Here is a 24994-nt window from a genome sequence, read left to right as displayed (position 1 = left end):
ATATTATCTTATAATATGGGTGTTTATAGAATATAATCTCAGTGATAAATAATGATTTAGGGGGTAAAGTAATGAATAATATTGATTTTGATAAGGTAAGAGAAATTGCTGAAAACTATTATAGAAATGGAGATTTTTATTGCTCAGAGGCAGTAGTTAAAACTATTAGGGATGAATTTGAACTAGAAATTTCCGATGATGCTATAGCCATGGCATCAGGGTTTCCAGTAGGAATGGGAGGATCAGGGTGTACTTGTGGGGCTATAACAGGTGGAATAATGGCACTTGGGATGGTGTTCGGAAGAAAAGAAGTAAAAGACCCTAGGGTTGGAAAAGCTATGGAACTTAGTAAAGAGCTACATGATGATTTTAAAGGAAAACACAATAGTCTCTGCTGTAGATTTTTAACAAAAGGTATGGAGTTAGGGTCAAGAGAGCATATGAATCAATGCATAGCCTTTACAGGAGAAGTAGCGGAAAAAGTAGCAAGAATAATAGTAGAAAATAGATAAGTGATAAAGATGATAAGAAAAATTAATCACATTAATTTATAGCTATGATGAGAATATAGAGAGGGGATAAGTGAAATGGTTGGGGATAAAATTAACTTATATGTTTTAACTGGATTTTTAGGTTCTGGTAAAACTACTGTTCTTTTAAGATTATTGGAGCTTTTAAAAGAAGAGAAGGTTGGAGTTATTCAAAACGAATTCGGAAAGTTAGGTATTGATGGAACCATATTAAAAAGAGATAACATTGAAATGGTAGAAATAAATAGAGGCTCAATATTTTGTTCTTGTTTAAAGGCATCTTTTGCACAGGCATTAGCTGAGATGTCTAAACTAAATTTAAAATATTTATTTGTAGAGAGTTCAGGACTTGCAGATCCTTCTAATGTAGAAGAAATACTTGAAGAGGTTAAGGATTTAGAAGGGAATGTTTATAATTTTAAAGGTGTACTATGTTTAATTGATGGAGTTAACTTTATAGAACAGCTTCAAGATTTAGAAACTGTTAATCGTCAATTAAAGCATTGCCATATGGCTGTAATAAACAAAGTAGATTTAATTAGTGAAAGTGAATTGCAGAAAGTAATAGAAGAGATTAGAAAAATAAATCCAATATGTGATATAGTGATATGTTCATTTGGAGAATTTAGTATGGACTTTTTAAAGAAAGATTTATTAAAAAATAAATGGGTTGAAGGAGAAGAAAGTACTAATACTGTAGAGACTAAGCCTAAAAGCTTAACTATGAATTTTAATGGAATAGTTAAAAAGGGTGAGCTTGAAAAATTCTTAGATATTATAAAAGTAGACAGCTATCGAATTAAAGGTTTTTTTAACTTAGAAGAAGGATGGAATCAGGTAGATGTAGTTGGCAAAAACATAGATTATAAAACCTGTGAACCTAAAGAAAGTTCGCAATTGGTATTTATATCAAAAATAGGGCCTAATATAATTAAACCTATAATTAATAATTGGAATGAGATTATAGGAGAAAAAATGGAATTAAAGAATTAATATTAATGGAGTTAAAATTATATTTGCTTATGTAATAGTGAGAGGGGTATTTTCCAACAAAAAAGTATTTATTTTATTTATGTTATCTATAACTATTTGTGAAATGACATAAAGGTGTGTATATAAATAATATATTATTATATTTTCAAAGAACATTGTTCACAGTCTAAAATTTATAGGCTATGTCATCTTTTTATTATAGGCTGCATATATCATAAAAGTACGATATACGCAGCCATGTAAACTAGTATTCATTAATCGCAACTTTACGGAAATAAAGAACGGTAGGATATAACGAATTAAAAGAAATGAATATAGTAATTAAAACTATTTGAAGAGCTAATCAGACAATTATAACATTTTTCGCATATAATCTCTTGACAAATTTGGCATTGGAATATTATACTAGTTTTAATTCTTAGAGAGGTGACGAAAAATGTTTTTTATATCTTGTGCTATCAAACAACCAAATAGCAACCCCAGTGCAAGTTAAAGCATTTGTGCCTTAGTAAAATTTGGTGCAAGTGCTGTTTGTGCTTGCACCTGTGTTGTAGATACACTATCACTATACAGGTTTTGTATAGTGATTTTTTATTTTAGAAAGGAAAGGTGATTAAGTTGTTAATGAGTAAACTTTTAGGAGAGAGGTATAAGGAAGCACCTGCAGATGCTACCAGTGACAGCCATATATTTTTATTAAGAGGCGGCTACATAAGGCAAGTCTCAAATGGAATATTTTCAATGCTTATGCCTGCAAAACGAGTAGCTAAGAAAATAGAAAATATAATACGTGAGGAAATGGATAAAATTGAAGGGCAGGAAGTATTATTTCCTGTAGTACTTCCTGCTGAGCTTTGGCAAGAATCAGGAAGGTATGAGAGCGTAGGTAGTGAGCTGTTAAGACTGAAAGACAGGGCAGGTCATCCAATGCTTCTTGGAATGACTCATGAAGAAGCTGCAGTACACTTGGCAAGAACTGAAGCACTTACTTATGCAAAGTATCCTTTTATGATTTATCAGATTCAGACTAAATTCAGGGATGAACCAAGGTCAAGGGGCGGACTCATAAGGGTTAGAGAATTTACCATGAAGGATGCCTACTCCTTTCACACTTCTCAGGAAAGCCTTGAGGAATATTATGAAGAATGTTTAAAAGCATATCATACTATATTTGAGAGAGTAGGACTGCCTCAGGTTATTTCAGTAGGCTCAGATACAGGAATGATGGGCGGTAAGATAGCACATGAATTCATGTTGCTTACTGATATAGGTGAAGATACAATAGTTGTATGTGACAACTGCAGCTATAAGGCAAACATGGAGGTTGCTACTTCAACAATTATTCATGAAGAGACAAAGGAAGAAGAACCTTTAAAGGTTTACACACCAAATATAAAAGAGATTAATTTGCTTGCAAAATTCTTTAATGTTTCTGAAAACCGTATATTAAAATCAATTGTATTTGAAGTTGAGAATAGTAATAGACCTCTCATTGTATTTATTAGAGGAGATTTAGAGGTCAATGAATCTAAGGTGAAATCATTAATAAAGGCAAATATACTACCTTACTCAAAATATGAAGACAGCACGCTTGTCTTTGGTTATATAGGGCCTTACGGCCTTCAGGAGGATGAGGTTCAGATTATTTTTGATAAATCATTAATTGATGAAAACAACCTAATATGTGGAGCAAACGAAATTGACCATCACATTAAAGGCTTTAGCGTTACACGTGATTTAAGTAAAGTAGAATTTCATGATGTAGCTAAGGTTAATGAAAACGACAATTGTCCAGAATGCGGCGGCAACCTTAAGCTAAAAAGAGGTGTTGAAGTAGGCAACATATTCCAGCTTGGCACTAAGTATACAAAGGCAATGAATATGACCTATATAGATAGGGATGGCCAAAGTAAAAATCCAATTATGGGTTGTTATGGAATAGGTGTTGGAAGACTCCTTGCATGTATTATTGAGGCAAATAGAGATGCTAATGGTCCAATTTGGCCAAGATCTGTTGCACCATGGCAAATTCATATTTGCGTAATTAAGAGCCAAAAAGTGGATATGGAGTCTGTAGGCCAAGATATTTACAACAGATTAAAAAATCAATATGAAGTAAGTATGGATGATAGAAACGTTGCCGCAGGAGTACAATTTGCTGATGCAGATTTACTTGGTGTACCTTTAAGAATTATTGTAAGCGAGAGAAACATAAAAGCTAATCAACTAGAGATAACTACACGAGATAAGAAAATTAAAAAGATTATCCAAGTAGAAGACCTGGAGAGAGAAATAGAGGAAATATTAAATATGTAGTTCAATGACATAAAAGTGTGTGCATAAACATATTTTAAAAAATTGCACATACTTTTATGTCAAAATTAAATAAAAAATCTGAATAAATTAGATTAAAGGGCAAATCAGAGGGGAATGCACATACTTTTATGTTAAACTACAATAACTATTTAAATATAAATAAAGGATTTTACCTCTCTTTTGTAGAATATTTATGTCGTGAAATGTAAGTTTCACGACATTATCATATATTTTGGAGGAAAACATGAATTATAATAATAATTATAAACTTAAATATGAATCATCTAATTTTAATAAGCTTCCCCCTTTTGTTAAGGATTATTTAAATTATCTTTTAACTGTTAAAGGTGTATCTAAAAGTACTATAGCTGCATATACTTCCGATTTGACTCTTTTTTTGAAGTTTTTAAAAATACATGAAAATCTCTTACCTATTAATTTTGATGGTGATTTTGATAATATACCAGTTAATGACATTGACCTTTCTCTTTTGAAAGATCTTACACTAACGGATTTCTATAGCTATCTCTCCTTTCTAGAAAAAGAAAGAAATAATAAATCAAGTGCTAAAGCTAGAAAAGTTGCTTCGCTAAAGTCATTTTTCAATTATTTAACTACAAAAGCAAAGTTATTACCTATTAATATAACTGTAGACTTAGAGTCACCTAAGCTTGGTAAAAGAAGTCCTGTATATTTAACTTTAGATGAAAGTAAAGATCTATTACAAGCTGCACAAAATAGAGAAAAAAATTCTGAAAGAGATTATTGTATTATAACACTATTTTTAAATTGTGGTTTAAGACTTTCTGAACTTTGTAGTATAGATATATCTAAAATTAAAGGAGATACTTTAACCATAATTGGTAAAGGAAATAAAGAAAGAACTATATATTTAAATAAAGCTTCATTAAAGGCAATAAATCGTTATATGCCACATAGGAATGAAATCAATTTTAGAGTTGATAAGGAAGATAAAGATGCCCTATTTATTAGTGGTAAATATAGAAGAATAAATAAAAGAACTGTTGAACGTATAGTTAAAAAATATGTAGGATTAGCAGGACTTGATAAGGATAAGTATACTCCACATAAGCTTCGTCATACTTCTGCTACATTAATGCATAAGCACGGCAAGGTAGATGTTAGAACACTTCAGCAAATATTAGGTCATGAAAATATTGCAACCACTCAGATTTATACTCATGTTGATGATGAGAGGCTTAGAACTGCTATAAATAAAAATCCCCTTTCAGATGAGGATTAGAATGCTTTAAAATTATAAAATTGGGACTGAAAAAGTATATGGCTTTTTAGTCCCAAAAACCACTATCTATGGATTTATTTTGATAAAAACTTAATATACCTTTTAAATATCTACTAAAGTAACTTAATTGCTTTAGTAGCACAGTGTATGTAGGCATGAATTCATCAATTTTTAAAAAACGTGCATGTGGATGTCTGCCCTGCAATCTGGTTTCCAAGTATGACGCGAGTACAAATAATACTCGTTATTTTAGGTTATATCTACTCAGTATTTCTCGTAATGTTCCCGTATGTATTTCAAATAGATGATTATCGTAATCATAGAAATATAAGGATTGAGCCTCTTCTTCAACTCTAGGTCTACCTTCTTTAATATCTAATCCTAAATCTAAAACTCTTTTTTTGTACAATTTAAAATCATTATCATCTACTTTAAGAGCTATATGATTGTATGTCTTTTTAGGTAATTCATCACCTTCCATTATAGCAATCCATAACTCTCCACTAATTAAAAAAATTTTTCTTTTGATAATGAAAATGTATCATCGCCACTAGAATATATTTCTTTAGCATTAAATATTTCTTTGAAAAATTTAGTTGATTTTTCTAAATCTTTAACTATAAATGTCATATGACTAATACCTTTAATCATATTAAAAACCTAACTTTTAATTATTATTTGTCTTAAATACTATATGAATTGAATCGAAGATAATCCAAGATATAATTATGACAAAATATATTCTATTTATAAATTATTTTTTGATTATTTTATTGTACCATTTCCTTGAATTGCGAAACAAAGATACCGTATATTCACTTCTGAATAATACGGTATTTCTCTAATTGTACGTTTTATTGTACATTAAACTATTTCTTTTGTATCCTCATGAATATGTTCGTTTATAACTATAAAATCATTTTAAGATAGAAATTTACTGCCTTTTTGTTTTTTGTAAAGACATCTAATATTAGATATGGATGAAATTCAAAAATGGGCAGAAAAATGGAGTTAAATATGATAAAATAAAGAATTTCCTATTAATTTTAGGGAGTTCTTTATTTTTTATCTATACAAAAATTTAAATCTAGGAATAGCTTTAAATAATTATTAAAAAATCTCTTGACTAAATGTAAGTTAGTAAATAAAACTATGTATATATATATAGATACTATAAAGGATTTAATACTTCATAAAGGTTATAAAAAAACTAGTACCTTCTCCTTTTTTACTTTTAACATCAATATATCCATCATGGGCTTCAATGATAGATTTTGAAATTGCTAATCCGATACCAACAGAATCTTTTTTGCTTGAATTTTTAGCCTTATAAAATCTTTTGAAAATATTAGGAATGTCTTCTCTTGCAATTCCTTCTCCTGTATCTTTAATTGTAACTCGAAAATATACAGGATTATCATTTAACCTAATTTTAATAGTTCCCTTTGGTGGTGTATGGTCAATGCAATTTTTTATAATATTAGTAAAAGCCTCCTGCATCCAAAATTTATCATGCAATAAATTAATCTGTTCATTACAGTTTATATTCAAATCAATATCATCATCCTTAGCCAGTCGCCTAAGATCATATACAACTTCTTCAATAGTTTTATTTAAATCATTATCTTTTTTATAAAATTCTATTGCACTTGCATCTAATTTTGCTAACTTTAATATATTTTTTATCATAATATTCATTTTATCAAGCTGACTTCGGTTATTCTCTAAAAAATGTACCCTTTGTTCTTCTGTTAATTTTCTATATAATAATATATCATTATGTAATGTCATAGTAGCAAGCCGTGTCTTTAACTGATGGGATATATTCTGTAAAAGCTCCACAAGATACTCCTTTTCTCTTTGAGTAGAGTTAAGGTTATTTTTTATAATACTGCGGATATTAGAAAATGCTATAGCTAATTTTGAAAAATCTCCTTCCTCATCTTCATTAACTAGCATACTATACTCATTATCTAATATTTTGTTGGCTGCTAAAGTTATTTTTCTTACCTTATTAAAGAAATAGTTAAACTGCATATAATTCAATATTAATATGAGTAATGCAAAAACTACACTGGCAGCCAAAATTCCATAGTTATTTCTTAAATTTGGAAATAAGCTGTTATCAAGTGTAGTTGTTATTCCATATTCTTTTAAAAGTGCATTGCCAGCCTCTTTGTCTTCAGCATTAATGTCATTAGTAATTAATGGAATTAGCTCTTTTTCTAATTCTGGATTGGTGATTTTGGCTTTATAGATAACACTACCCATTATATCAATATAATCCTGTTTTTGATTATTAATATATACTCCATACATTATCCATTGAACAATTATAAAAACAGTAAGAAGTGATATTAAAATAAAAGTACTTTTTTTTACTTCATAATTAACAAAAATCTTCTTCATTTCTATTCACTCCTTACCTCAACATTCCATCTATAGCCTATTCCACGCTGAGTCACAATATATTTTGGGTTTTTAGGATCATCTTCAATTTTCTCCCTAAGACGTTTTATATACACAGACAAGGTATTTTCATCAAAGAAGACTTCTTCATCCTTAGTAATACTTATCAAAATCTCATCTCGTTTCATTGCTTTTAGTGGATTATGCACAAATAACATTAACAGCTTATATTCTAATGCCGTTAAACTTAATAATTCATCCTTTTTAAATGCCTGAGTTGTGACAATATTAACAGTTATATCTCCGGTTATTACCTTCTCCTTTTTAAATTCTTCTAATTTAGAACGCAACTGCACCTTAATCCTTGCCATCAGTTCTCTAAAGCCAAAAGGCTTAGTCAAATAGTCGTTTCCTCCTATTTGTAAGCCCATAACAATATTTACTTCATCATCTAGTGCAGTAAGAAATATGATAGGTATCTTGGATTTCTCTCTTACATACTTGCAGAAATCATACCCACTCCCATCTGGTAAATTCACATCAAGAATTATTAAATCAAAGTTACCTTTATTGAATTTACTCTTTGCCTCCTGTATAGTAGCAACTCGCACTACTTCAAAACCTTCATCAATTAACGAAAAGTCTAAGGCATATCCTAAATCTGTATCATCTTCTACAAATAGTATTCTACTCATAAAAATCCACCCTCATTTTCTTATTCTTCCTTAATAGCTTCAATTACATTATCTTTCTCAATTTTTTTCATAGGAATAAGTGTAGATAAATAGCTTATACCTATCGCTACTAAAATTGTAATTACAATTAACCCTAAAGGAAGTTTCCACTGTACTACAACAACATCTGATAAAACATTAAATATACTGTAGGATAAAAAACATCCAACTATAGCACCTAGGGTACTTCCAATTATTCCGTAAAAAATACCTTCATACCTTATAATTGTTTTCAAATCCTTCTGTGACATTCCAATTGACTTTAACATAGCACTTTCTTTTCGCCTTAAGGTTATATTCATGGTAATTGTATTTATAATATTTATGCTGCTGATTAATGTAATTACAGCTATAAAACCATATATAAGTACCTTAATCATAAGCATTGAATTTTTTTGGCTTTTATTTATATCTGCATAGTTAATAACAGTATAGGAAGGATAGTCCTTTAGAATATTATTTACCTCTTCAGCTGTCTTTAAATTTAATGCCTTATCCTTTAAAGCAATACTCAAGTTTCTAATCTTCGGTGCCTCTCCTGTAATATTTTTAAGAACCTGGTTTCCAGTAATAAGTGTCAAAACATTAGTTGAATCCTCTCTCTCAAAGATATCTTCCTTAATAATTGCCATTATTTTAACTTTAGTTTCTTTGCTATCCTTAAGTACAGTAATTTCATCATTTACCTTATAGTCAGTAAGCTTACCAATATAAAGCTTACCGGTGTTATAGTCTCGTACTTTCCCGTTATCTACTAGAATCACTCCATTTTCAGAGTTCATCCTATTGACATCTATATTTCCGCTTAACAGGTACTTACTAAAGTCCTCTAAGGCTGCTTTATCATAATTCTTAATTTTGGTCACAATAACTTCTTTGTAACCATCTTCAAACTTTTGTTTTTGTAAAATACCTCCTGCTTCCTTAATCCTTTTATTTAATGGTACCTCTGCCATACCAAATACATCAGTATACTGTATATAGACCTTATTTACATTGTTTAAAGTGCTTAGCTGCGATGCTAAATCATCAACTATCTGATTATTATTACCTACTGAATCATCATTATCGGATGACCTATTAACCTCTAAATCAATGGTTTCATAAGCCCCATTAGGATTTTTTATGGTGAATATCTCATTCATGGAAGAAGTGAAGGTAATAAATAAAGCTGAACTTACAATAATTGATAAAATCATAGTCCTGCATCTGCTTGGATTACGTCTTATATTCTTCACCGCCATTACAACCTTATAATTAAAGATTTTTTTAAGCAATGGATACTTTCTTCTTTTAATAGCCTCTTTCTTTATTATAACACGACTACTTATTGCAGCTAAAGGAGAAATACTTCCTACAAAATTTGCAGGGATTAAGCTTGAAATATACACTGCTAAAATAGTTATTATAATACTAATAATTAAAATACCAACGTCAATGCTTACTAGTGAAAAATAAGCATCCCCTTTTAAGATTAGTTTAAAAATAAAATTTAAACCATATATAGCACCAATGCTTATAGAAATACCTATAGGTATAGCAATAATAAGAAGAATAGTTGCCTCTCTAAAAACTATCTTTTTAATCTGTTTTTTAGTAGCGCCAATACTTCTAAGGAGGCCGAACTGTTTCAATCTTTCTGCTACATTAATTTGAAATGAATTATGTATAACAATAATTGTCGCACTGACTACTATAACAATGGCAATACAAGCAATTATAATTAACGTTTTGTTTGAGTTCATTTCATTTAATCTAATAAGTGACTGATTTAGTATTAAATTATCATTTGTAGTCAAATTTGAAATATTTTTTAAAGTTTCACTAAAATCAGCCTTAGGGCTTATTTCCACCATTAATTGCCCATTTTTAGGAGCATTACTAAAAACAATTGCTCTACAGCTTTTTGTACGCTGGAAATATCCATCATTTTTCAAAAATCCTACTACAGTGTATGTTTTTCCTTTAATAACAATTTTATCTCCAAGGTTCAGATTTTCTTTAATGTAGTTCTTTGACCACTGATCTATAGAAATTTCACTATCATTTTGAGGCATTCTACCTTCTTTAACACTATAATTAAGTAATTCAGTAGCTCCTTTATCCATATAATATCTATCAATGTAAATGTCATTATAAGTGACTGTATCGCCACGCTCCATGATACCGTAACGCTGTACATTAGGATTGTTTGCTACCTTTGATAATATATCCTCTGTATAGGTTTTATATCCCAAGTGAAATGAAAATCCCTCCGTATATTTAGCATTTTCAATTTGGGATTTTTCAGCACTCTTAACAAATAATCCAATAGTTGCTACTAGGGAAAGTGATAAAATAATTCCTATAAGTGTCAAGAGAGTACGCTTTTTATTCTGCTTTAAATATCTTCTGCTCAAAGCCTTGTAATTATCTATCAAAAGGCTCCCTCCTTACTTTTCCTGATTATTAAAATAACTATCTTCTATTATCTGTCCATCCACTATGGTAATTACACGGTCAGCCATAGAAGCAATGTTGGAATCATGAGTTATCAGTATAAGAGTCTGATTAAACTCACGAGCTGTAAACTTAAGTAGCTCAATAACCTCCCTGGTATTTTTTGAATCTAGATTTCCTGTAGGCTCATCTGCCAATATAATACTTGGCTTATTAATAAGAGCACGGCCTATTGATACCCTCTGTTGCTGTCCTCCTGACAATTCTGATGGAATATGTGTTCTTCTATCCTGTAGATTAAGTATTGTTATAATTTCATCTAAATAGTCTTTATCTACATTTTCATTATCTAATATAACTGGCAGCTCAATATTCTCCTCCACATCAAGAACTGGAATCAGGTTAAAAAATTGAAATATAAAGCCTATTTTTCTTCTTCTAAATATAGATAACTCTTCATCCTTAAAATCATAAATGCTCTTTTCATCAATTATAACCTTACCTGAAGTCGGTCTATCCAATCCTCCTAAGAGATGCAGAAGAGTACTCTTTCCTGACCCTGATGGTCCTATAATAGCAACGAATTCACCCTTATTTATAGAAAGATTTATATCATTTAATGCTTCAACTTTATTATTTCCTTCTCCATAAGTCTTTGTTAAATTTTCTATTTTTAAAATTTCCATAATTTCCTTTCTACTCCTCTATAATTGAATAGTTTATTTCTATGTTATCTGCTACACTTGATAATGTATTTTTAACTTTTGCCATGTCAGATGCCTCTCTTAAATCAAGAGTTCCTTTTTCAAATCTTATAAGAGTCATGTCAAGCTCAGAACCTTTTAAAGCATCGTAAGTTTTATCATCAGCTATAATTATTGTTCCTTCTGGTGGAAGGTATCCCATCCATGAATAATTACCATATTTCATAGACAACTCTATTCCTCGAATGTTTAATTTTGATATATCTTTATAGTAAGCACCTCCTAAAATCAAGGTTTCATTTCCATCAATATTAGGCATCTCTTTAAGTAACTGCGTATCTAAATTTGACGTTTCATCAATCTTCTCACGAAATATTTGGTCCTTTATCATAGTTTTTACTGTATCTTTAGTTATTACTATATAAGTTTTAGTGTTCTTAAGCTCCTTTCCATCCTCAACAACAGTTTTATCCTCAGTTACTATCTTATATTTATAATCCTTTGTATAGTTAGTATTATACTTATAAATTTCCTTTGCTTCCTTAACATCTTCACTTTTCCCACTAACTAAAATTGCATTAAAAGGCTTTTTAGGCCCTTTTAAAACATACTGTAATCCCTGTGATGCTGCCGTAAAAATTCCAACAGCGATAACCCCACCTAAAATCCATTTGCTTATTTTTTTCATTAATATCTTCCCCCTTAATTTTATTGTTTTCTATGTATTTATTTTATTATACTGACTTCTTTAAAACCATGACGGTAATATTACTATATTTAAATTAATCTTACTGTTTTGTAAGTATAATATCCTATATTTAGAAATAATATAGGATCCAATATCTTAACTTAAAGCTATAATTAAATATATTACATGTGTAAATTTACTAGCTCACAAACAATTTATTGAAGCTCTTTTGAAGAAGAATCTTTACTTAAGTGTACTACAAGGTTTTAAGGGCTTTATCGTCATAAAGTCTATAACTTCCTATCTAATTTCACTTAGTTTTAACAATCTTATTACTGTCAAATCGAAACTTGTTTCACTGTTCTCATTGCTACATGTCTAAATTTAATTTTAAAGCTATTAATACTATATAACACTCCGCTGACTATGAGTTTTTGTTAATATATCCAAGCTCTATTTTTATATTACGCTATGACGTTGTGTTATGGCTAATACTTTACAAAAAATTGTAATAGAACTTAGTAGAAAGCACTTTGCAGCTATTGTACCAGCTTATAGTTTTGTAGTGAAAGTCTGTTGTGGGCTTCCTTATGAGAACCACTAGCCGAAGATAAGAGTTGCATTCGTGATGATGAATTTGAAGGGAGTTCTAGGCAAAGCCTCGGTTTAAGGAACATGAATCACATATAAGACTTGCTTTAAATGGACAAGTTTGCCCAACAAAACAAATTCCAATACTATCTGAAATTCTAAGAAATAAATGTGGCAGATATATGAGAGAAAGATTGTTCCTCTTACCTGAGAGAAGTCTGACAAATACATTATGGACAGAGATTTAGCACTTGAATTTTTTTGGCGGTAAGCATGTTGATTTATAAGAATGAATGAATAATAAATAGAAATGTGGTATTTTCCGATTTTTATTGGAAAATATATAGAAAAAATTTGCATAATAAAAGTTATTTAAAACAAATGCTCACTTATTTCTCTAAGGTATATCATCTTGGAGAAAAAATCAATACCCTAAAAGATAAAAAAGTAAAATCTCCAGTAAAAGTTTCAACTATTACTTTTATAGTATTGTTTGGATTTATGCTTTAAATAAGAAGTTTTAATAGATTAAACCATTGGCTTAAAAAGAACAAATTAAAAAAAGTATTGCATAAGAAAACTAAAATACCTCAGATTGATACCATTAGGCGGTATTTGAGCGATTTTGATTTGGATGGTTTGAAAAATATCCATAATGGCATAATAAAAACTACTATGATAATGGAGTAAAATTCGGGTGGAAGAAAATAAATGTTGGTGAAAACTTTGAAATTATTTACGCTCAATGGAAAAACGGAGAAATAACAGCTAAAAAGGCTATGGAGCTTCTAAATTTTAAAAATAATACTTTTTATCGAAGAGTTAAAGAGTATGAAAATATGAAATAATAATAAAAACCAGCATCTAATGGATTTAATTTCCATAAAATTACCGGTTTTTACACGTATGTCCTCGTCCCCCCCTAACCAATCTGTAGGCATTGAGCTAAGAGTAAGTTTTACTTCCCATATTTCCCTGCAAATTTTAAAATTACACCTATTAGTGATATGTGTCTAGCCTCTATCTTTGGTGGATTTATATTAGGTCATTGATTTATATGTCTGATAGCTCTAGTGGTGGTTTAGATATCCTTGCTATTATTATAAATCGTAAGTTTAAATCAATAAAAACATCTAGTATTCTAATGTTTTTTGATATCTTGGTTTTTATTTTAGTTTCAGCAGTATTTGGTATTTATTCTGTAATGTATGGAATACTTATTAGTTTAGTAAGGTCAATAACTATGACCTATATCAATGAGTACTTTTTTTCTACAATTCAGTATTTCATTATATGTGATCGCTCAGAAGTAATTGTAAATTAAATAAAAAGAAATCTTTTAAGGGGTATTACAGTACTTGACGCAGTTAGTGGTTATTCTAATGAAAACAAAGAGATGATATATAGTTATCCAGAAAAAACAGTTACCAAACTTAAGAGCCTTCATTAAAAAAGTGGATTCAAATGCATTTATTACTATCTCAACAGTTAATGATGTAATTGGAAATTTTGTTTAAATGATGTTGAACTTTTTTAAATTTCATATCGTATAAAGAATATTAAAAATAATATATAAGAAAGGACGATATTATGAAAAAAACTATTCTTTTTATTATAATTAGTATGCTAACCTTCATGATGTTTATTGGATGTGAAAGTAAGAAAACTGAAGTGGTAAATGAAAATCCCCCAGCAGCAAGTACTAAATTGATGGCTCCGACTGTTGTTGGTGATGTATTAGAGGTAAAAGAAGAAGGAAAAAAGATTTTAGTGGATTCTATTGTAGATACTGCAAAGGGAAAGATTTGGGTTACTATAGATGATAAAACTAATTTCTTTGAAAACACAAAAGAAGGAACATCTATACCTTATCATGATGTAAGTCGTAAATTTACTGTTGGTAACCATGTAGAAATTTATATTGAGGATGGAGTAATGGAATCAAGTCCCATGAAAGGAAGGGCTACAGCTGTTTATGTTAATGAAACTAAATAGTAATTTTATAATGATTACTTGTACTTTTTAGATTAAGTATTTATTTTAATGTATTTATACAGATACTGTAATTTAAATGCTACCTTTAAAATATGATAAATATATATTAAAGGTAGCACAAATACATATTTATTAAATTAAAAATAGCTTCATTCTTAATGCTTCAAAATAATCACTACAAGTAAATTCTATTGTATTATTATTTTTTAATTTTACATTAGGATAAAAGCTTGCTTTATAAGCATCGGTATGACGATTATAGCAAATTTCTATTTTAAATTCATTTGGCATTTTTCCTAAAAAAGATTCCTTATTATAATCTTTAATGATACTCTCAACGGTTTCTTTAATTTTTTCTTCTACTAATATAGGGTGTAAATGTTTTGCCCCAGCACCTATCCCCTCTTTTACTGCTAAACCTTTTATATTTGGATTAGTATTATTCACATCTTTAATTAAGTCCTTATCTCCAGATACAAAGATTACTGGAACTCCTAAAGAAAGAGCTGTATAATAATTTAATTTAAATTCACTTGCTAGTTCGTCATTTAGCTTTATATATCTGATTTTACTGCTGCTTATTGTGTGAGCTAATGGGTTACCATTAAATCCAGCACCGCAATGATATCCAATGAATATAACTCCATCAAAACTTTCATCTAAGCCTTCCATCATGCCATAAGGATGATCATACCATCCATTTATTAATTCAGTTTCTTTAGGTAAAAGTTCATGAATTATATTTCTAGCTGAATCATGTGCGTCTTTAATTATGATTTCTTTAACACCAGATTTAAGTGCTCCTTCAGCAGCAGCCTTTACTTCATTTGTCATTTGCAGCTGAAATGTTCTATAATCACTATGGTTTTTATTTGTTTCTGCCCAGTCTACTATACCAGAAACTCCTTCTATATCTGCACTTATAAATAATTTCAAAATAATCCCTCCTTTTTTAAATATACTTATTCCATTATGGAGGGATATAGTCCTTTATTTATAATGTGATTTTTATTATGTATTTTTTATAAATAATATATTTCAGATTTATAATTTATTAGTTGTTTTAGATTCATACCAAGTTCCAAACTTCTTTATACAACTATCCTCTTTTAAATTGTCATATACTATAAAATCCTCTTCAGTAAATTCTGCCAATGTTTTATTGAAGTTTTCTGGTTTAAATATGTACCATAAATCAGACCATTTATTTTCATTTTCTTTACCCTGTATGCTTTTTGAAATTATTCCTGGAGATTTACTTTCAAAAAAATTCATATCTACACCATCGTAATATGCTAAGTAAGATCTAAATTCGCAATATCTATCTTCTACTCCATCCATAAGTTTTAATAGCCCTTTTATCCCTATGGTTTCTAACATATGATTAACATATGCTTTAGGAAAGCCATTTAACTCATTTATAAAAAATCCTGAATCTAATGATATACATGGCTTTTTTACAATTTTATATGCCTGCAAAACCTTTTGCTTTGCTATTTCTTTTATATCCTCACTTCTTGGTTCAATTAGCTCAGCATTATAAGCCAAAACTACTATGTTTTTTAATTCCCTTTGTGCAGAAGCAATTTTCCCTCTATTAGTTGTTACAAAAATGATTTCTTTCATTTTATCTCACTCCACCTCTTTAGTTATATCTATCCTATAAAAATAAGTTTAAAATTAATTACAATTATAGCATAGCAATGTAGATAAAATAAATTTATTATTATGAGGAATTATAAAAGACTATTCTAAAATATGGTAAATAATGATAACATAGTCTATAGTAATAATGTAATCATAAAATGTTACAAAGTGAAATAATCTATAGTTTTTATAGGAGACATTCTTTACTTTTTTAGTTTAAATGGAGGGGAAGAATTTATGAAGGTTATATTTTTAGATATAGATGGAGTCCTTAATTCAGAAGAATTTTTAAAGAATAATCATACATGAGGGTTCAAATGTAGTAAAAAACTAGAATTCTGCTAATGGCTTTATATTCTATGGAAAGAATGCAGAAATTTCAACTAACAGATTAGAGAATCAAGAAATATAACTAAAAGCAAGTTTACCTAAAGATGAACTTGCTTTTAGAGTAGGTTGCTTCGTAAATTAAGAAAAATGCGTCTTATATATTCCTGACAATGTTGTTTAGATTTAGTAACATAAAATAAATCAAACTACTCATGATTAATATATATCGTGCTTTGACATTTCAAGTAAATTGTTTATAGTCTTCCTCAACCTCTTCCATTCCCTTCAACAGGGTCAGGCAGCCATGTAATCAATAAGTTGCTTTGTAAAGTTTTTTTCTTGTTCAATTTTTTCATCGGTAATAAATTTTGTTCAACATGATGTATAATTTTATGTTTAAATGTGAAAAAATATATTGTGAAGAAATACTATTAAAAAAGGGGAGATTTACGTGTTAACTTACCCTCTGACGCTCCATTTCGAGGTCACCGATCACTGTAACAACTCTTGCCCTCATTGCTATGCATCCAGCTGGATTCAGTCGCCAGCCAAGAGGCCAGCCAAGAGAGCGAAACCCAACATAATTGAATTAGCACGACGCATTGTAGATAGCGATGTGTTCGACGTGGTTATTACCGGAGGAGAGCCTCTTATTCTAGGGATTGATCGCTTGAGTGAACTATTCAAGTTCTTCAATGATAACAATGTCCAATATTCTCTCAATACCAACGGACGATTATTAAGTCAAGCCACATGCAAAGAGCTGAAAGACGCTGGTTTGCAGAGCGTGTTGATCAGTCTCCACTCGTGGGTGGATGAATTACATAACGAAATTGTAAACGCTCCGAATGCTGCAGGCGAGACCAAGAATGGGATTCAGAATGCACTCAATCAAGGATTACGTGTAGCGGTAAATCAGGTCATCGATAATAGAAACATCGATATGATGTATGCTTCGTCAGCAGAATTAGAAAGGATGGGAGTTCACCAAATTTCTTTTACCCGGGCACTCTCACCCATGAAAGTCGGTTACAAGGTTGATACGATTAATGCAGCCAGGTTTCTTGATGAGTTCTTAAAATGCAAAGAAAGCCTGACCGTCTCCGTCGTAAGCTTACTGCCCATTCCCTTCTGCGCCGATCCCCGGGTCAAAGACCTAGATGTAAAATTGAGCTGCAGCGGCGGAATATCATCGGCAGTTCTTTCTTGCTATGGCGATGTTCGATTTTGCCCGCATGACTCCCATGTGTGGGGCAACGTCTTTGAAGAGGGCTTTGACACCATATGGAAGAGAATTAGCGAGTGGCGTGAGGATCTTGCAGCCCCTGCAGAGTGTAATGATTGCTCGTTCGTCGTAGACTGTCGCGGGGCCTGTCGGGTGGCTTCAAAGTTGTACTCCGATGATTATGCCGCAATGGATCCCTGGGCGCGTCATTCCGTGAAGAATTATCGACGCAAAGTGCTGTATAGCGAATTTGACCCTGATTGTTCGTATAGATTGTCGTCTGACATCCGTTGGAGGAAAGAGAATGAAGCGTTTTTGCTGTACTTTGGCGCCGACCATCTGCTGGTGAATTTGGATGGAGTTGAGTTCATCCGACGCTTGCCGCAAGAGTTCGTGCCCAGCGAGCTTCTGAGTGCAACCGAAGAAAATAGAGAGGCTCACTTTCAGTTCTTAAACGCCTTGTATCACAACGGGCTGCTAGTCAACAAAGGGAAACTATAACACTTGAAGGCTGCGAAGAGCTAGTCGAGAATATATCATATACGAGGAAAACAATGTCAGAAAAATTTCAACCCATCGGGAAGCCCAATTTTTTATCTCTTGCGGGGTGCATCCCCTAAGAAAGTCAAATGAAAGGAGGAAAACAATGCCTGAGAAACTTCAACCCATCGAGAAGCCCAATTTTTCATCTCTTGCGCCAGCGCAAGTAAGAATTTCAAGTACTGTGGAAATCGGAACCAAGTATCTCGGCAGATCAGATGAGCTCGTTGACCTGTTTGCCGGGTCGAGCTGTCAAAGATGTGAGAGCTGTGTTACCTGCCAGAGGTGTCAGACCTGCCAGTCCTGTCAGAGGAATCCGTACCGCATGTCATTTGAGGGCGACATTGACATCGACAGTCTATCCGCTGGACCAGTGAAAATTGCCAAGGATGTGATCTATGAGCTCATCCAGGAGGCAGATATGGAGCATGGTGAATGCCAGTTCACGCAGTCACGGACGATCCTCGAGATGCCTCAGGAGGCTTATGAGCAGATGCCGGAAAAAGACAGGCTCGTTGAGATCGGCACTACTGATACTGGCACCAAACAATATCTCTTGCGGGGTGCATCCCCCAAGAAAATCAAGTGAGAGGAGGAAAACAATGCCAGAGAAACTTCAACCCATCGGGAGGCCCAATTTTTCATCTCTTGCGCCAGCGCAAGTAAGAGTTTCAAGTGTTGTGGAGATCGGAACTAAGTATCTCGGTAGATCGAGTGAGCTCGTTGACCTGTTGAGCGGGCCCTGCCAAACATGCGAAGCTTGTCAAAAATGTCAGAGCTGTGAATCCTGTAATAGATGTCAAGCGTATAGGTCTACCTTGCTTGAGGGCGACATCGACAGTCTATCTGCCGGACCAGTGAAAACTGCCAAGGATGTGATCTATGAGCTCATACAGGAGGCAGATATGAATCATGGTGAATGCCAGCTCATGCAGTCACGGACGATCCTTGAGATGCCTCAGGAGGCTTATGACCAAATGCCAGAAAAAGACAGGTTCGTCGAGATCGGCACTACTGATACTGGCAACAAACAGTATCTCTTACGGGGCGCATCCCCCAAGTGAACTGAGTCTAATTAAGTAAATATTATTAAAAAAAGCTGTTATTTTCTATACCGCACACTTAAATTCAACTGGTGTGCGGTTATTTAGTTTTTGTTGAAATCTTTCATCATTATACCAATAAATATAGTCATTGATTGTACCTATTACGTCTTCTTTTGTGTGGAAATAGGACTGATAGCAAGTGCTCGATTCACTCCCACTAAGTTACGCGGTACCACCCATTTATATAATTAATGGTGGTAATGAGAGCACTAATAACATTAAAATGAAATTAAATTCAAACAATTTATCTCCTCCGTAATGACTGAATAATATATACCTTCCATACAAAGTTTATTTACATAACTATTTAAATTAGTTCGTATTAAAATACAATTGCGAATTAATATATAATCATTCATACCAAGATTATACTAAATATAGAAAAATAATTAAATCGTAAACTCAATTTCTTAAAATGTAAATGAGTTTGCGATTTATCGTAGTTACCCTAGGATTACCCCATATAGTGCAAAGTATATCCTAAATTTTATTTCTTCGTTTAAACATTTAGATATATAACATAATTAAATGTTATTCTTTATTTCCAATCATTAATTTTCTTATAATTTCTGCATCCTCCTGTCTTTTATTTAATAGTTCCATTATTTTGTTGTTTAGTTCATCTTCCCTATTCTTTAGTTCCTCCTTGTGTTTTTCTTCAATTAATAATATCTTTTTACTTGTTTCAAGTTGTTGCTTTTCTATTTCAAAATTAAATTTTTCTTTATTCCTATTATTAAGTTCTTCTATATCTCTTTGGAATCTTTCTTTTATTTCTTTTAACTCTTTATCTTTGTTTAAAAGTCTAATCTCTATTTCCTCTAATTTAGACTTTAATACAGAATTATCATTATTTAAGTTTAATAAATCACTTTTTAAAGTTTCTATCTCCTCCTCTTTTTCAGTTATAGTTTGTAATGATGACTTAGTTGAAGTTAATTCATTGTTTAAGTGATTATTCTTTTCTTGCAACATATTATTTAATTCTTTTGTTTGAGCTAGATTTTCTTTAACTTCTTTAATAATTTCTTCTTTTTTCTTTACTTCCTCATTTAGTTTTAAAATTTTCTTGGTTTCTTCTCTAATAGATGCCAATTCTTCCTTAAGTTTTTGAATTTCTAAGTCTTTCTTCGATAATTGATCTTTATTTGTATTGCCTAGTTCTCCAATTTTTATTTTAGCTTTTTCCATAGAATTTATATAAATGTCTACAATCCTAGAAGTTATATCTTGAAGTTCAGTTATATCATCTGAAATATTTAAATTGCTATCTTTTATAGAGTTTAATTCATAGAACTTTATAACTTGTTCCATAAACTCCTTGTTATTTATGCCCTCCTTTTGGGCTAATTCATTGAATTTTGACTTTAAATCGTCATTTATCCTTACGCTAAAAGTTGTATCCATAATTTCCTCCTAAAATGTTTACTTATTTTATTAATTATTTACATGTAAACACATTAAATACACTTGTAAACTTAATGTTTACAAGTATATTATACCATGAATTTAGAATAAAGTGAATGAAAAAGGCTAAAATAAGATAAAAAAACTTAACTCAATATAACTTTTATTATATTGAGTTAAAAATATAAGATTTTAAGTGATATGAAAAATGATATAAAAGATGATGTAAAAAAAGTAATTGAAAATATGGATATAGAAGCGATACAAAAAGAGGGAGCAAGTCATATGAAGTAATGGTGAAATTGATGTTATTAAGGATAAAACGGAGGAATTTGTGCCATATACTGAAAATCAATTAATAAAAAAGATAGTAATCTATAACTTGATAGAATATTAGAAGTATTTAACTATTGTTGAAGCAAAATTAAACAGAATAAGCAAATTAAAGAGCGTAAGGGAAAAATTAATTTTTTGTTTTTTTCTTAAAAGTATTGCAAGAAAAAGTTCCTATTATTTTCTAGTATTATTTCTAGGATTTCTATAGTTAACAACAAAAGAAGATGACTATTCCCTTGCAGAATATTCACCTTCTTCTAATATTTTTTAGTTGGATTTATATGCAATATCTCATACTGTAGTATATCTTGCGGTTAATTGAATATTATTTATGGTATTCTTTAGTAAAGGTATCATTATGTAGAAAAACACCTTTATTTATTGTAGTATACCTTCTCTAACCTTGTACCCAATCTACTTAATAATTCATTTGTTATTGTGTTATTATGATATGCTATTTCTTCTGCTGAAATAATACATTCTTTTTCTTGCCCTATAAAAGTTACTATATCCCCCTGCTTTATATCTTTTATATTGGTTACATCAATCATAAGCTGGTCCATACAAATATCACCAACAATTTTTGCAAATTTTTCTTTGACAATGGCTTTTTGTCCAGTTAAAGTTCTTGGTATTCCATCAGCATAACCAATAGTGACAGCAGCTATAATTCTTTTATTTATAGCTCGAAAATTTCTGCCATATCCAACAGTTTCTCCTACATCTATTTCATGAATAGATGCAATTCTGGCTTTGAGAGCAAGTACAGGTTTCAAGTCTAGAGAGATTCTTGTTTTAATATCAACACTATTTTGGATACCATAAAGAATAATGCCTGGTCTTACATAGTCACAGTTAATCTCTGGATAGTTTAGAATTCCATAACTAGATTGTAGATGGCTCTTTATATTATGGTGCCCCTGTTTATTTAGAAGCTCTTTTACTTTATAAAAATATTTTATTTGCTTGTTGGTAAAATCCGCATCTGTATCTTTTAAACTATCAGAAACACATAAATGAGAATAAATACCTCTAATGTCTAGATTTTTGAATTTAAAAAGTCCTTTTATTACATCCATATTTCGAAAGTCTACTCCAAGGCGGTGCATTCCTGTATCTATCTTGATATGTACCATAATTTTTTCACCGAAATCATTCAATTGTTTGGCGTAATCAGCATCCACCACAGTTTGTATCAAATTGTAATCTACAATATCTTTAAAGCACTCTATATGGGTATATCCTAATATTAATATATCTCCTTCTATACCATTGTTTCTCAAGTGAATGGCCTCATCTAGTGTAGCAACCCCAAATGTATCTATTCCCATCAGGCTTAAATATTGAGCGATTTGAATATCACCATGGCCATAAGCATTTGCTTTTATAATTGCCATAATATTGCATTGGTCTGATATCATGTTTTGAATATTTTTTATGTTATGCTCTAAAGCTTTTAAATTTACTTCTATCCATGCTCTATTCATTTGTTTATTCTCCTTCGTCGATTTATGATTTTTGTAGAGAAGTAGGAAAAAGTTGTTGTTGAAATTAAAACCATCATGTAGTGTATGAAACTATTATCAACAATTAGCCAAGTGAGTCCTATTACCTTTGCGAACCCTCTCACCAGTATGATAAAGAGAGGATGGAAAATGTAAATAAAAAGTGCTACATTTTTTATATCTCCAATTCTTTTTCCTTCTATAGATAGCAAGATATGAAACAGATATAACATACATGGAATTAAAAAAATGTACATACTATCATGTCGTTGTATATGATAAATGTGCAAAAGTATTCCTTCTATATTGAGGAAAAGAAATGATAATAGGAAACCTTTTGTGGAGACTATAGAATTTATATCCTCCTTTCTTAATCGTATCTTAGTTAGGTATGTACAATATCCTAATAAAATAAAAATAGGAGAAAAAAATATTCCATTCCTTGTATAGTCTGAAAAGAAAAATATACCTTGATAAAACAATTTAAAAAAATTTATTTTTTCCACTATTCCATAATAACTATCTCCAAATAATCCAATTAAATATAAGATTATTGCAACATAAAAAGTCTTTTTATAATGCAGCTTTTTTAATAAGAAATAAATAATCATTGTTCCTAGCATTGAAGCAGGAAGATACCAAAGATGATAGAATGTACCATCAAAAATAATATCTTTTATAATGTTAAACAATAGATTAGATTGATTAAAATATTTAGTATAAACGTTAATTGGGATATATACAATAATAGCAAGTACATAAATTTTGCTTATTTTAACTATATATTTTTTTAGATTTATATTATTACATTCTTCTTTTAAGCATTGAGGTAAAACGAAGTAGCCTGTTATCATGAAAAAGAATGGAACTGCTAACCTTGCCCATATTCTAGTAAAAACAAAATCTAAATTTCCATTAAAGGAAGTAAAGGGTGATGTGTGAATAGCTATTACTAAAAACGCTGCTATTATTTTAAAATAATTAATTCCTATGTATTCTTTTTTATCTCTCATATTCCATTCTTCCATATAGTTATAGCAGAACCAGCTACACTGTTTCCTAGTATTTGATAAGACAAATCTTCTGATAGATATAATTCTTGTAATTTTTTGATATTTTTTTGATAAAATACTTCAATATATCTATGGTCCTTTGAGATTTTATTCATTATCTATCGCCATCCTTATTATTTCTTCTATAATCTCCTCAAATTTCATTCCAATACCTTTTAGCATATTAGGATATCTGCTATGAGAAGTGAAACCTGGAGTTGTATTGACCTCATTAAATACAATTGTTCCATCTGCTTTTAAAAATATATCTACTCTTGCAAATCCTGAGCATCCTAAAACTCGATATATAGTACAAGCTGCTTTTTTTATACGTTTTACTATATCCTCTGGTATACGTGCAGGCATATGTATTTTTGATGATTTCAAAGTATATTTCTCAGTATAATCAAAGAAACCTTGTGATAATTCGATTTCATCGATCTCACCTATAACTAGCTCGTGATTTCCCAATATGGCACATCCAACTTCAAAACCTTCAATGTTTTCTTCAATAATAACTTCATTATCATGGGTAAAAGCCAGTTCTACAGCTTGAAGTAATTCTTCTTTCTTCTGTACTTTTGTTATTCCAAATGATGATCCAGATTTTATAGGCTTTACGAATAAAGGCATTTTTAAATATTTTATTTTTTCATATAATATATTTTCATTTAAATATTCTTTTAGAATAATTGACTTTGGAACTTTAATGCCGTTTGATCTTACAATTGAATGTGCCTTGTTTTTATCCATGCATAATGCAGAGCACAATGTATTGCAACCGATAATTGGTATTCCAGCAAGTTCACAAAGTCCTTGCACCGTACCATCTTCACCATTTTTTCCATGTAAAATTGGAAAGATAGCATCTACCCTAATTTTTTCTATATGTTCTGGGTGTAATATAAAAATTCCATGATCGCATTTATTTGGTGAAATCATAGCAGGTACACATGTTTTATCATTCATCCATGTATTTTCCATAATCTTGCTAAGTATTCCACTATATAGATACCATGTTCCTTCTTTTGTTATTCCAATTGGTATTACCTCATAAAAATCTTGGTTTATATGTTTTATAATTGTGTATGCAGATTGTAAAGAAACTTCATATTCTGTAGAATAGCCACCAAATAAAACTACAATTTTTCTTCTACTCATTTTTTCATTTCTCCTTTCGTAA

The 24994-nt window shown here is 30.6% G+C and carries 21 protein-coding genes and 3 pseudogenes; 10 read left to right on the top strand and 14 right to left on the bottom strand.

The window, feature by feature from the left end:
- The first annotated feature begins 71 nt into the window (after positions 1–71).
- From ACWPW7_RS14425 to ACWPW7_RS14410, 4 genes are all read left to right on the top strand, one after another.
- Entirely contained in the window at positions 72–512 is a 441-nt protein-coding gene (locus ACWPW7_RS14425) for a C-GCAxxG-C-C family protein (protein ID WP_454054074.1), read from the top strand.
- A 75-nt stretch (positions 513–587) separates the two neighbouring features.
- Complete coding sequence (locus tag ACWPW7_RS14420) at positions 588–1523, top strand: GTP-binding protein (RefSeq protein ID WP_454054073.1); 936 nt, start codon at positions 588–590, stop codon at positions 1521–1523.
- A gap of 624 nt (positions 1524–2147) precedes the next feature.
- On the top strand, positions 2148–3839 hold the full coding sequence (locus ACWPW7_RS14415) for a proline--tRNA ligase (RefSeq protein WP_454054072.1): 1692 nt from the start codon (positions 2148–2150) through the stop codon (positions 3837–3839).
- Positions 3840–4083: 244 nt separating this feature from the next.
- A complete protein-coding gene (locus tag ACWPW7_RS14410) occupies positions 4084–5103 on the top strand; it encodes a tyrosine recombinase XerC (RefSeq protein WP_454054071.1) in 1020 nt (339 codons plus the stop codon).
- Positions 5104–5347: 244 nt separating this feature from the next.
- Here ACWPW7_RS14410 and fosX read toward each other — a convergent pair.
- The 6 genes and pseudogenes from fosX to ACWPW7_RS14380 form a co-directional block, all read right to left on the bottom strand.
- Positions 5348–5754 (bottom strand): annotated as a pseudogene (gene fosX, locus ACWPW7_RS14405) (FosX/FosE/FosI family fosfomycin resistance hydrolase).
- A gap of 531 nt (positions 5755–6285) precedes the next feature.
- Positions 6286–7512 (bottom strand): sensor histidine kinase, encoded by a 1227-nt coding sequence (locus tag ACWPW7_RS14400; protein WP_454054070.1) that lies wholly within the window; start codon positions 7510–7512, stop codon positions 6286–6288.
- A 2-nt stretch (positions 7513–7514) separates the two neighbouring features.
- Positions 7515–8207, bottom strand: a complete 693-nt coding sequence (locus tag ACWPW7_RS14395) for a response regulator transcription factor (RefSeq protein WP_454054069.1) — start codon at positions 8205–8207, stop codon at positions 7515–7517.
- A 20-nt stretch (positions 8208–8227) separates the two neighbouring features.
- Entirely contained in the window at positions 8228–10666 is a 2439-nt protein-coding gene (locus ACWPW7_RS14390) for an ABC transporter permease (protein WP_454054068.1), read from the bottom strand.
- Positions 10667–10678: 12 nt separating this feature from the next.
- Positions 10679–11371, bottom strand: coding sequence for an ABC transporter ATP-binding protein (locus ACWPW7_RS14385; protein WP_454054067.1), 693 nt, complete (start codon positions 11369–11371; stop codon positions 10679–10681).
- A 10-nt stretch (positions 11372–11381) separates the two neighbouring features.
- Positions 11382–12077: a lipoprotein BA_5634 family protein gene (locus ACWPW7_RS14380; RefSeq protein WP_454054066.1), complete on the bottom strand. Its 696-nt coding sequence runs from the start codon at positions 12075–12077 to the stop codon at positions 11382–11384.
- A gap of 1648 nt (positions 12078–13725) precedes the next feature.
- Here ACWPW7_RS14380 and ACWPW7_RS14375 point away from each other — a divergent pair.
- The 3 genes and pseudogenes from ACWPW7_RS14375 (at position 13726) to ACWPW7_RS14365 (ending at position 14663) form a co-directional block, all read left to right on the top strand.
- On the top strand, positions 13726–13992 hold the full coding sequence (locus ACWPW7_RS14375; protein ID WP_454054065.1) for a YitT family protein: 267 nt from the start codon (positions 13726–13728) through the stop codon (positions 13990–13992).
- Positions 13993–14185: pseudogene (locus ACWPW7_RS14370) on the top strand (YitT family protein).
- A gap of 73 nt (positions 14186–14258) precedes the next feature.
- Positions 14259–14663, top strand: a complete 405-nt coding sequence (locus ACWPW7_RS14365) for a hypothetical protein (protein WP_454054064.1) — start codon at positions 14259–14261, stop codon at positions 14661–14663.
- A gap of 132 nt (positions 14664–14795) precedes the next feature.
- Here the strand turns inward: ACWPW7_RS14365 and ACWPW7_RS14360 are convergent, their stop codons facing one another.
- Positions 14796–15599 carry a M55 family metallopeptidase gene (locus ACWPW7_RS14360; protein WP_454054063.1) on the bottom strand — a complete coding sequence of 268 codons (804 nt, stop codon included), beginning with the start codon at positions 15597–15599 and terminating at the stop codon, positions 14796–14798.
- Positions 15600–15707: 108 nt separating this feature from the next.
- Positions 15708–16289, bottom strand: coding sequence for a non-canonical purine NTP pyrophosphatase (locus tag ACWPW7_RS14355; RefSeq protein ID WP_454054062.1), 582 nt, complete (start codon positions 16287–16289; stop codon positions 15708–15710).
- Between the two features lie 802 nt (positions 16290–17091).
- On the opposite strand from ACWPW7_RS14355, the gene ACWPW7_RS14350 reads away from it, so the two are divergent.
- From ACWPW7_RS14350 to ACWPW7_RS14340, 3 genes are all read left to right on the top strand, one after another.
- Positions 17092–18366, top strand: coding sequence for a radical SAM/SPASM domain-containing protein (locus tag ACWPW7_RS14350; protein WP_454054061.1), 1275 nt, complete (start codon positions 17092–17094; stop codon positions 18364–18366).
- 145 nt (positions 18367–18511) lie between these two features.
- On the top strand, positions 18512–18994 hold the full coding sequence (locus ACWPW7_RS14345; RefSeq protein ID WP_454054060.1) for a hypothetical protein: 483 nt from the start codon (positions 18512–18514) through the stop codon (positions 18992–18994).
- 13 nt (positions 18995–19007) lie between these two features.
- Entirely contained in the window at positions 19008–19469 is a 462-nt protein-coding gene (locus ACWPW7_RS14340; protein WP_454054059.1) for a hypothetical protein, read from the top strand.
- Between the two features lie 45 nt (positions 19470–19514).
- Here ACWPW7_RS14340 and ACWPW7_RS14335 read toward each other — a convergent pair.
- From ACWPW7_RS14335 to vanG, 6 genes and pseudogenes are all read right to left on the bottom strand, one after another.
- Positions 19515–19637: pseudogene (locus ACWPW7_RS14335) on the bottom strand (IS3 family transposase); the annotation flags it as partial.
- A gap of 405 nt (positions 19638–20042) precedes the next feature.
- Positions 20043–20918: a ribbon-helix-helix protein, CopG family gene (locus tag ACWPW7_RS14330; RefSeq protein ID WP_454054058.1), complete on the bottom strand. Its 876-nt coding sequence runs from the start codon at positions 20916–20918 to the stop codon at positions 20043–20045.
- A gap of 710 nt (positions 20919–21628) precedes the next feature.
- Positions 21629–22741 carry a serine racemase VanT catalytic subunit gene (gene vanT / locus ACWPW7_RS14325; RefSeq protein WP_454054057.1) on the bottom strand — a complete coding sequence of 371 codons (1113 nt, stop codon included), beginning with the start codon at positions 22739–22741 and terminating at the stop codon, positions 21629–21631.
- Positions 22738–23772, bottom strand: coding sequence for an acyltransferase family protein (locus ACWPW7_RS14320; protein ID WP_454054056.1), 1035 nt, complete (start codon positions 23770–23772; stop codon positions 22738–22740). Before ACWPW7_RS14320 ends, vanT begins: the two co-directional genes overlap by 4 nt.
- Positions 23769–23927 (bottom strand): hypothetical protein, encoded by a 159-nt coding sequence (locus ACWPW7_RS14315; protein ID WP_454054055.1) that lies wholly within the window; start codon positions 23925–23927, stop codon positions 23769–23771. The genes ACWPW7_RS14320 and ACWPW7_RS14315 overlap by 4 nt, the downstream gene beginning before the upstream one ends.
- Entirely contained in the window at positions 23920–24972 is a 1053-nt protein-coding gene (gene vanG, locus ACWPW7_RS14310) for a D-alanine--D-serine ligase VanG (protein ID WP_454054054.1), read from the bottom strand. The genes ACWPW7_RS14315 and vanG overlap by 8 nt, the downstream gene beginning before the upstream one ends.
- Positions 24973–24994: the final 22 nt, after the last annotated feature.

The organism is Clostridium sp. Marseille-Q7071, assembly GCF_965112025.1.
Note: the sequence above shows the minus strand (reverse complement) of the source record. Positions and strands in the feature narration are given on the sequence as shown.

What these genes read in the sequence shown, in the direction of transcription:
- ACWPW7_RS14425 (WP_454054074.1), top strand. Translation starts at nt 72, where the DNA reads ATGAATAATATTGATTTTGATAAGGTAAGAGAAATTGCTGAAAACTAT.
- ACWPW7_RS14420 (WP_454054073.1), top strand. Translation starts at nt 588, where the DNA reads ATGGTTGGGGATAAAATTAACTTATATGTTTTAACTGGATTTTTAGGT.
- ACWPW7_RS14415 (WP_454054072.1), top strand. Translation starts at nt 2,148, where the DNA reads ATGAGTAAACTTTTAGGAGAGAGGTATAAGGAAGCACCTGCAGATGCT.
- ACWPW7_RS14410 (WP_454054071.1), top strand. Translation starts at nt 4,084, where the DNA reads ATGAATTATAATAATAATTATAAACTTAAATATGAATCATCTAATTTT.
- ACWPW7_RS14400 (WP_454054070.1), bottom strand. Translation starts at nt 7,512, where the DNA reads ATGAAGAAGATTTTTGTTAATTATGAAGTAAAAAAAAGTACTTTTATT.
- ACWPW7_RS14395 (WP_454054069.1), bottom strand. Translation starts at nt 8,207, where the DNA reads ATGAGTAGAATACTATTTGTAGAAGATGATACAGATTTAGGATATGCC.
- ACWPW7_RS14385 (WP_454054067.1), bottom strand. Translation starts at nt 11,371, where the DNA reads ATGGAAATTTTAAAAATAGAAAATTTAACAAAGACTTATGGAGAAGGA.
- ACWPW7_RS14380 (WP_454054066.1), bottom strand. Translation starts at nt 12,077, where the DNA reads ATGAAAAAAATAAGCAAATGGATTTTAGGTGGGGTTATCGCTGTTGGA.
- ACWPW7_RS14375 (WP_454054065.1), top strand. Translation starts at nt 13,726, where the DNA reads ATGTCTGATAGCTCTAGTGGTGGTTTAGATATCCTTGCTATTATTATA.
- ACWPW7_RS14365 (WP_454054064.1), top strand. Translation starts at nt 14,259, where the DNA reads ATGAAAAAAACTATTCTTTTTATTATAATTAGTATGCTAACCTTCATG.
- ACWPW7_RS14355 (WP_454054062.1), bottom strand. Translation starts at nt 16,289, where the DNA reads ATGAAAGAAATCATTTTTGTAACAACTAATAGAGGGAAAATTGCTTCT.
- ACWPW7_RS14345 (WP_454054060.1), top strand. Translation starts at nt 18,512, where the DNA reads ATGCCTGAGAAACTTCAACCCATCGAGAAGCCCAATTTTTCATCTCTT.
- ACWPW7_RS14340 (WP_454054059.1), top strand. Translation starts at nt 19,008, where the DNA reads ATGCCAGAGAAACTTCAACCCATCGGGAGGCCCAATTTTTCATCTCTT.
- ACWPW7_RS14330 (WP_454054058.1), bottom strand. Translation starts at nt 20,918, where the DNA reads ATGGATACAACTTTTAGCGTAAGGATAAATGACGATTTAAAGTCAAAA.
- vanT (WP_454054057.1), bottom strand. Translation starts at nt 22,741, where the DNA reads ATGAATAGAGCATGGATAGAAGTAAATTTAAAAGCTTTAGAGCATAAC.
- ACWPW7_RS14320 (WP_454054056.1), bottom strand. Translation starts at nt 23,772, where the DNA reads ATGAGAGATAAAAAAGAATACATAGGAATTAATTATTTTAAAATAATA.
- ACWPW7_RS14315 (WP_454054055.1), bottom strand. Translation starts at nt 23,927, where the DNA reads ATGAATAAAATCTCAAAGGACCATAGATATATTGAAGTATTTTATCAA.
- vanG (WP_454054054.1), bottom strand. Translation starts at nt 24,972, where the DNA reads ATGAGTAGAAGAAAAATTGTAGTTTTATTTGGTGGCTATTCTACAGAA.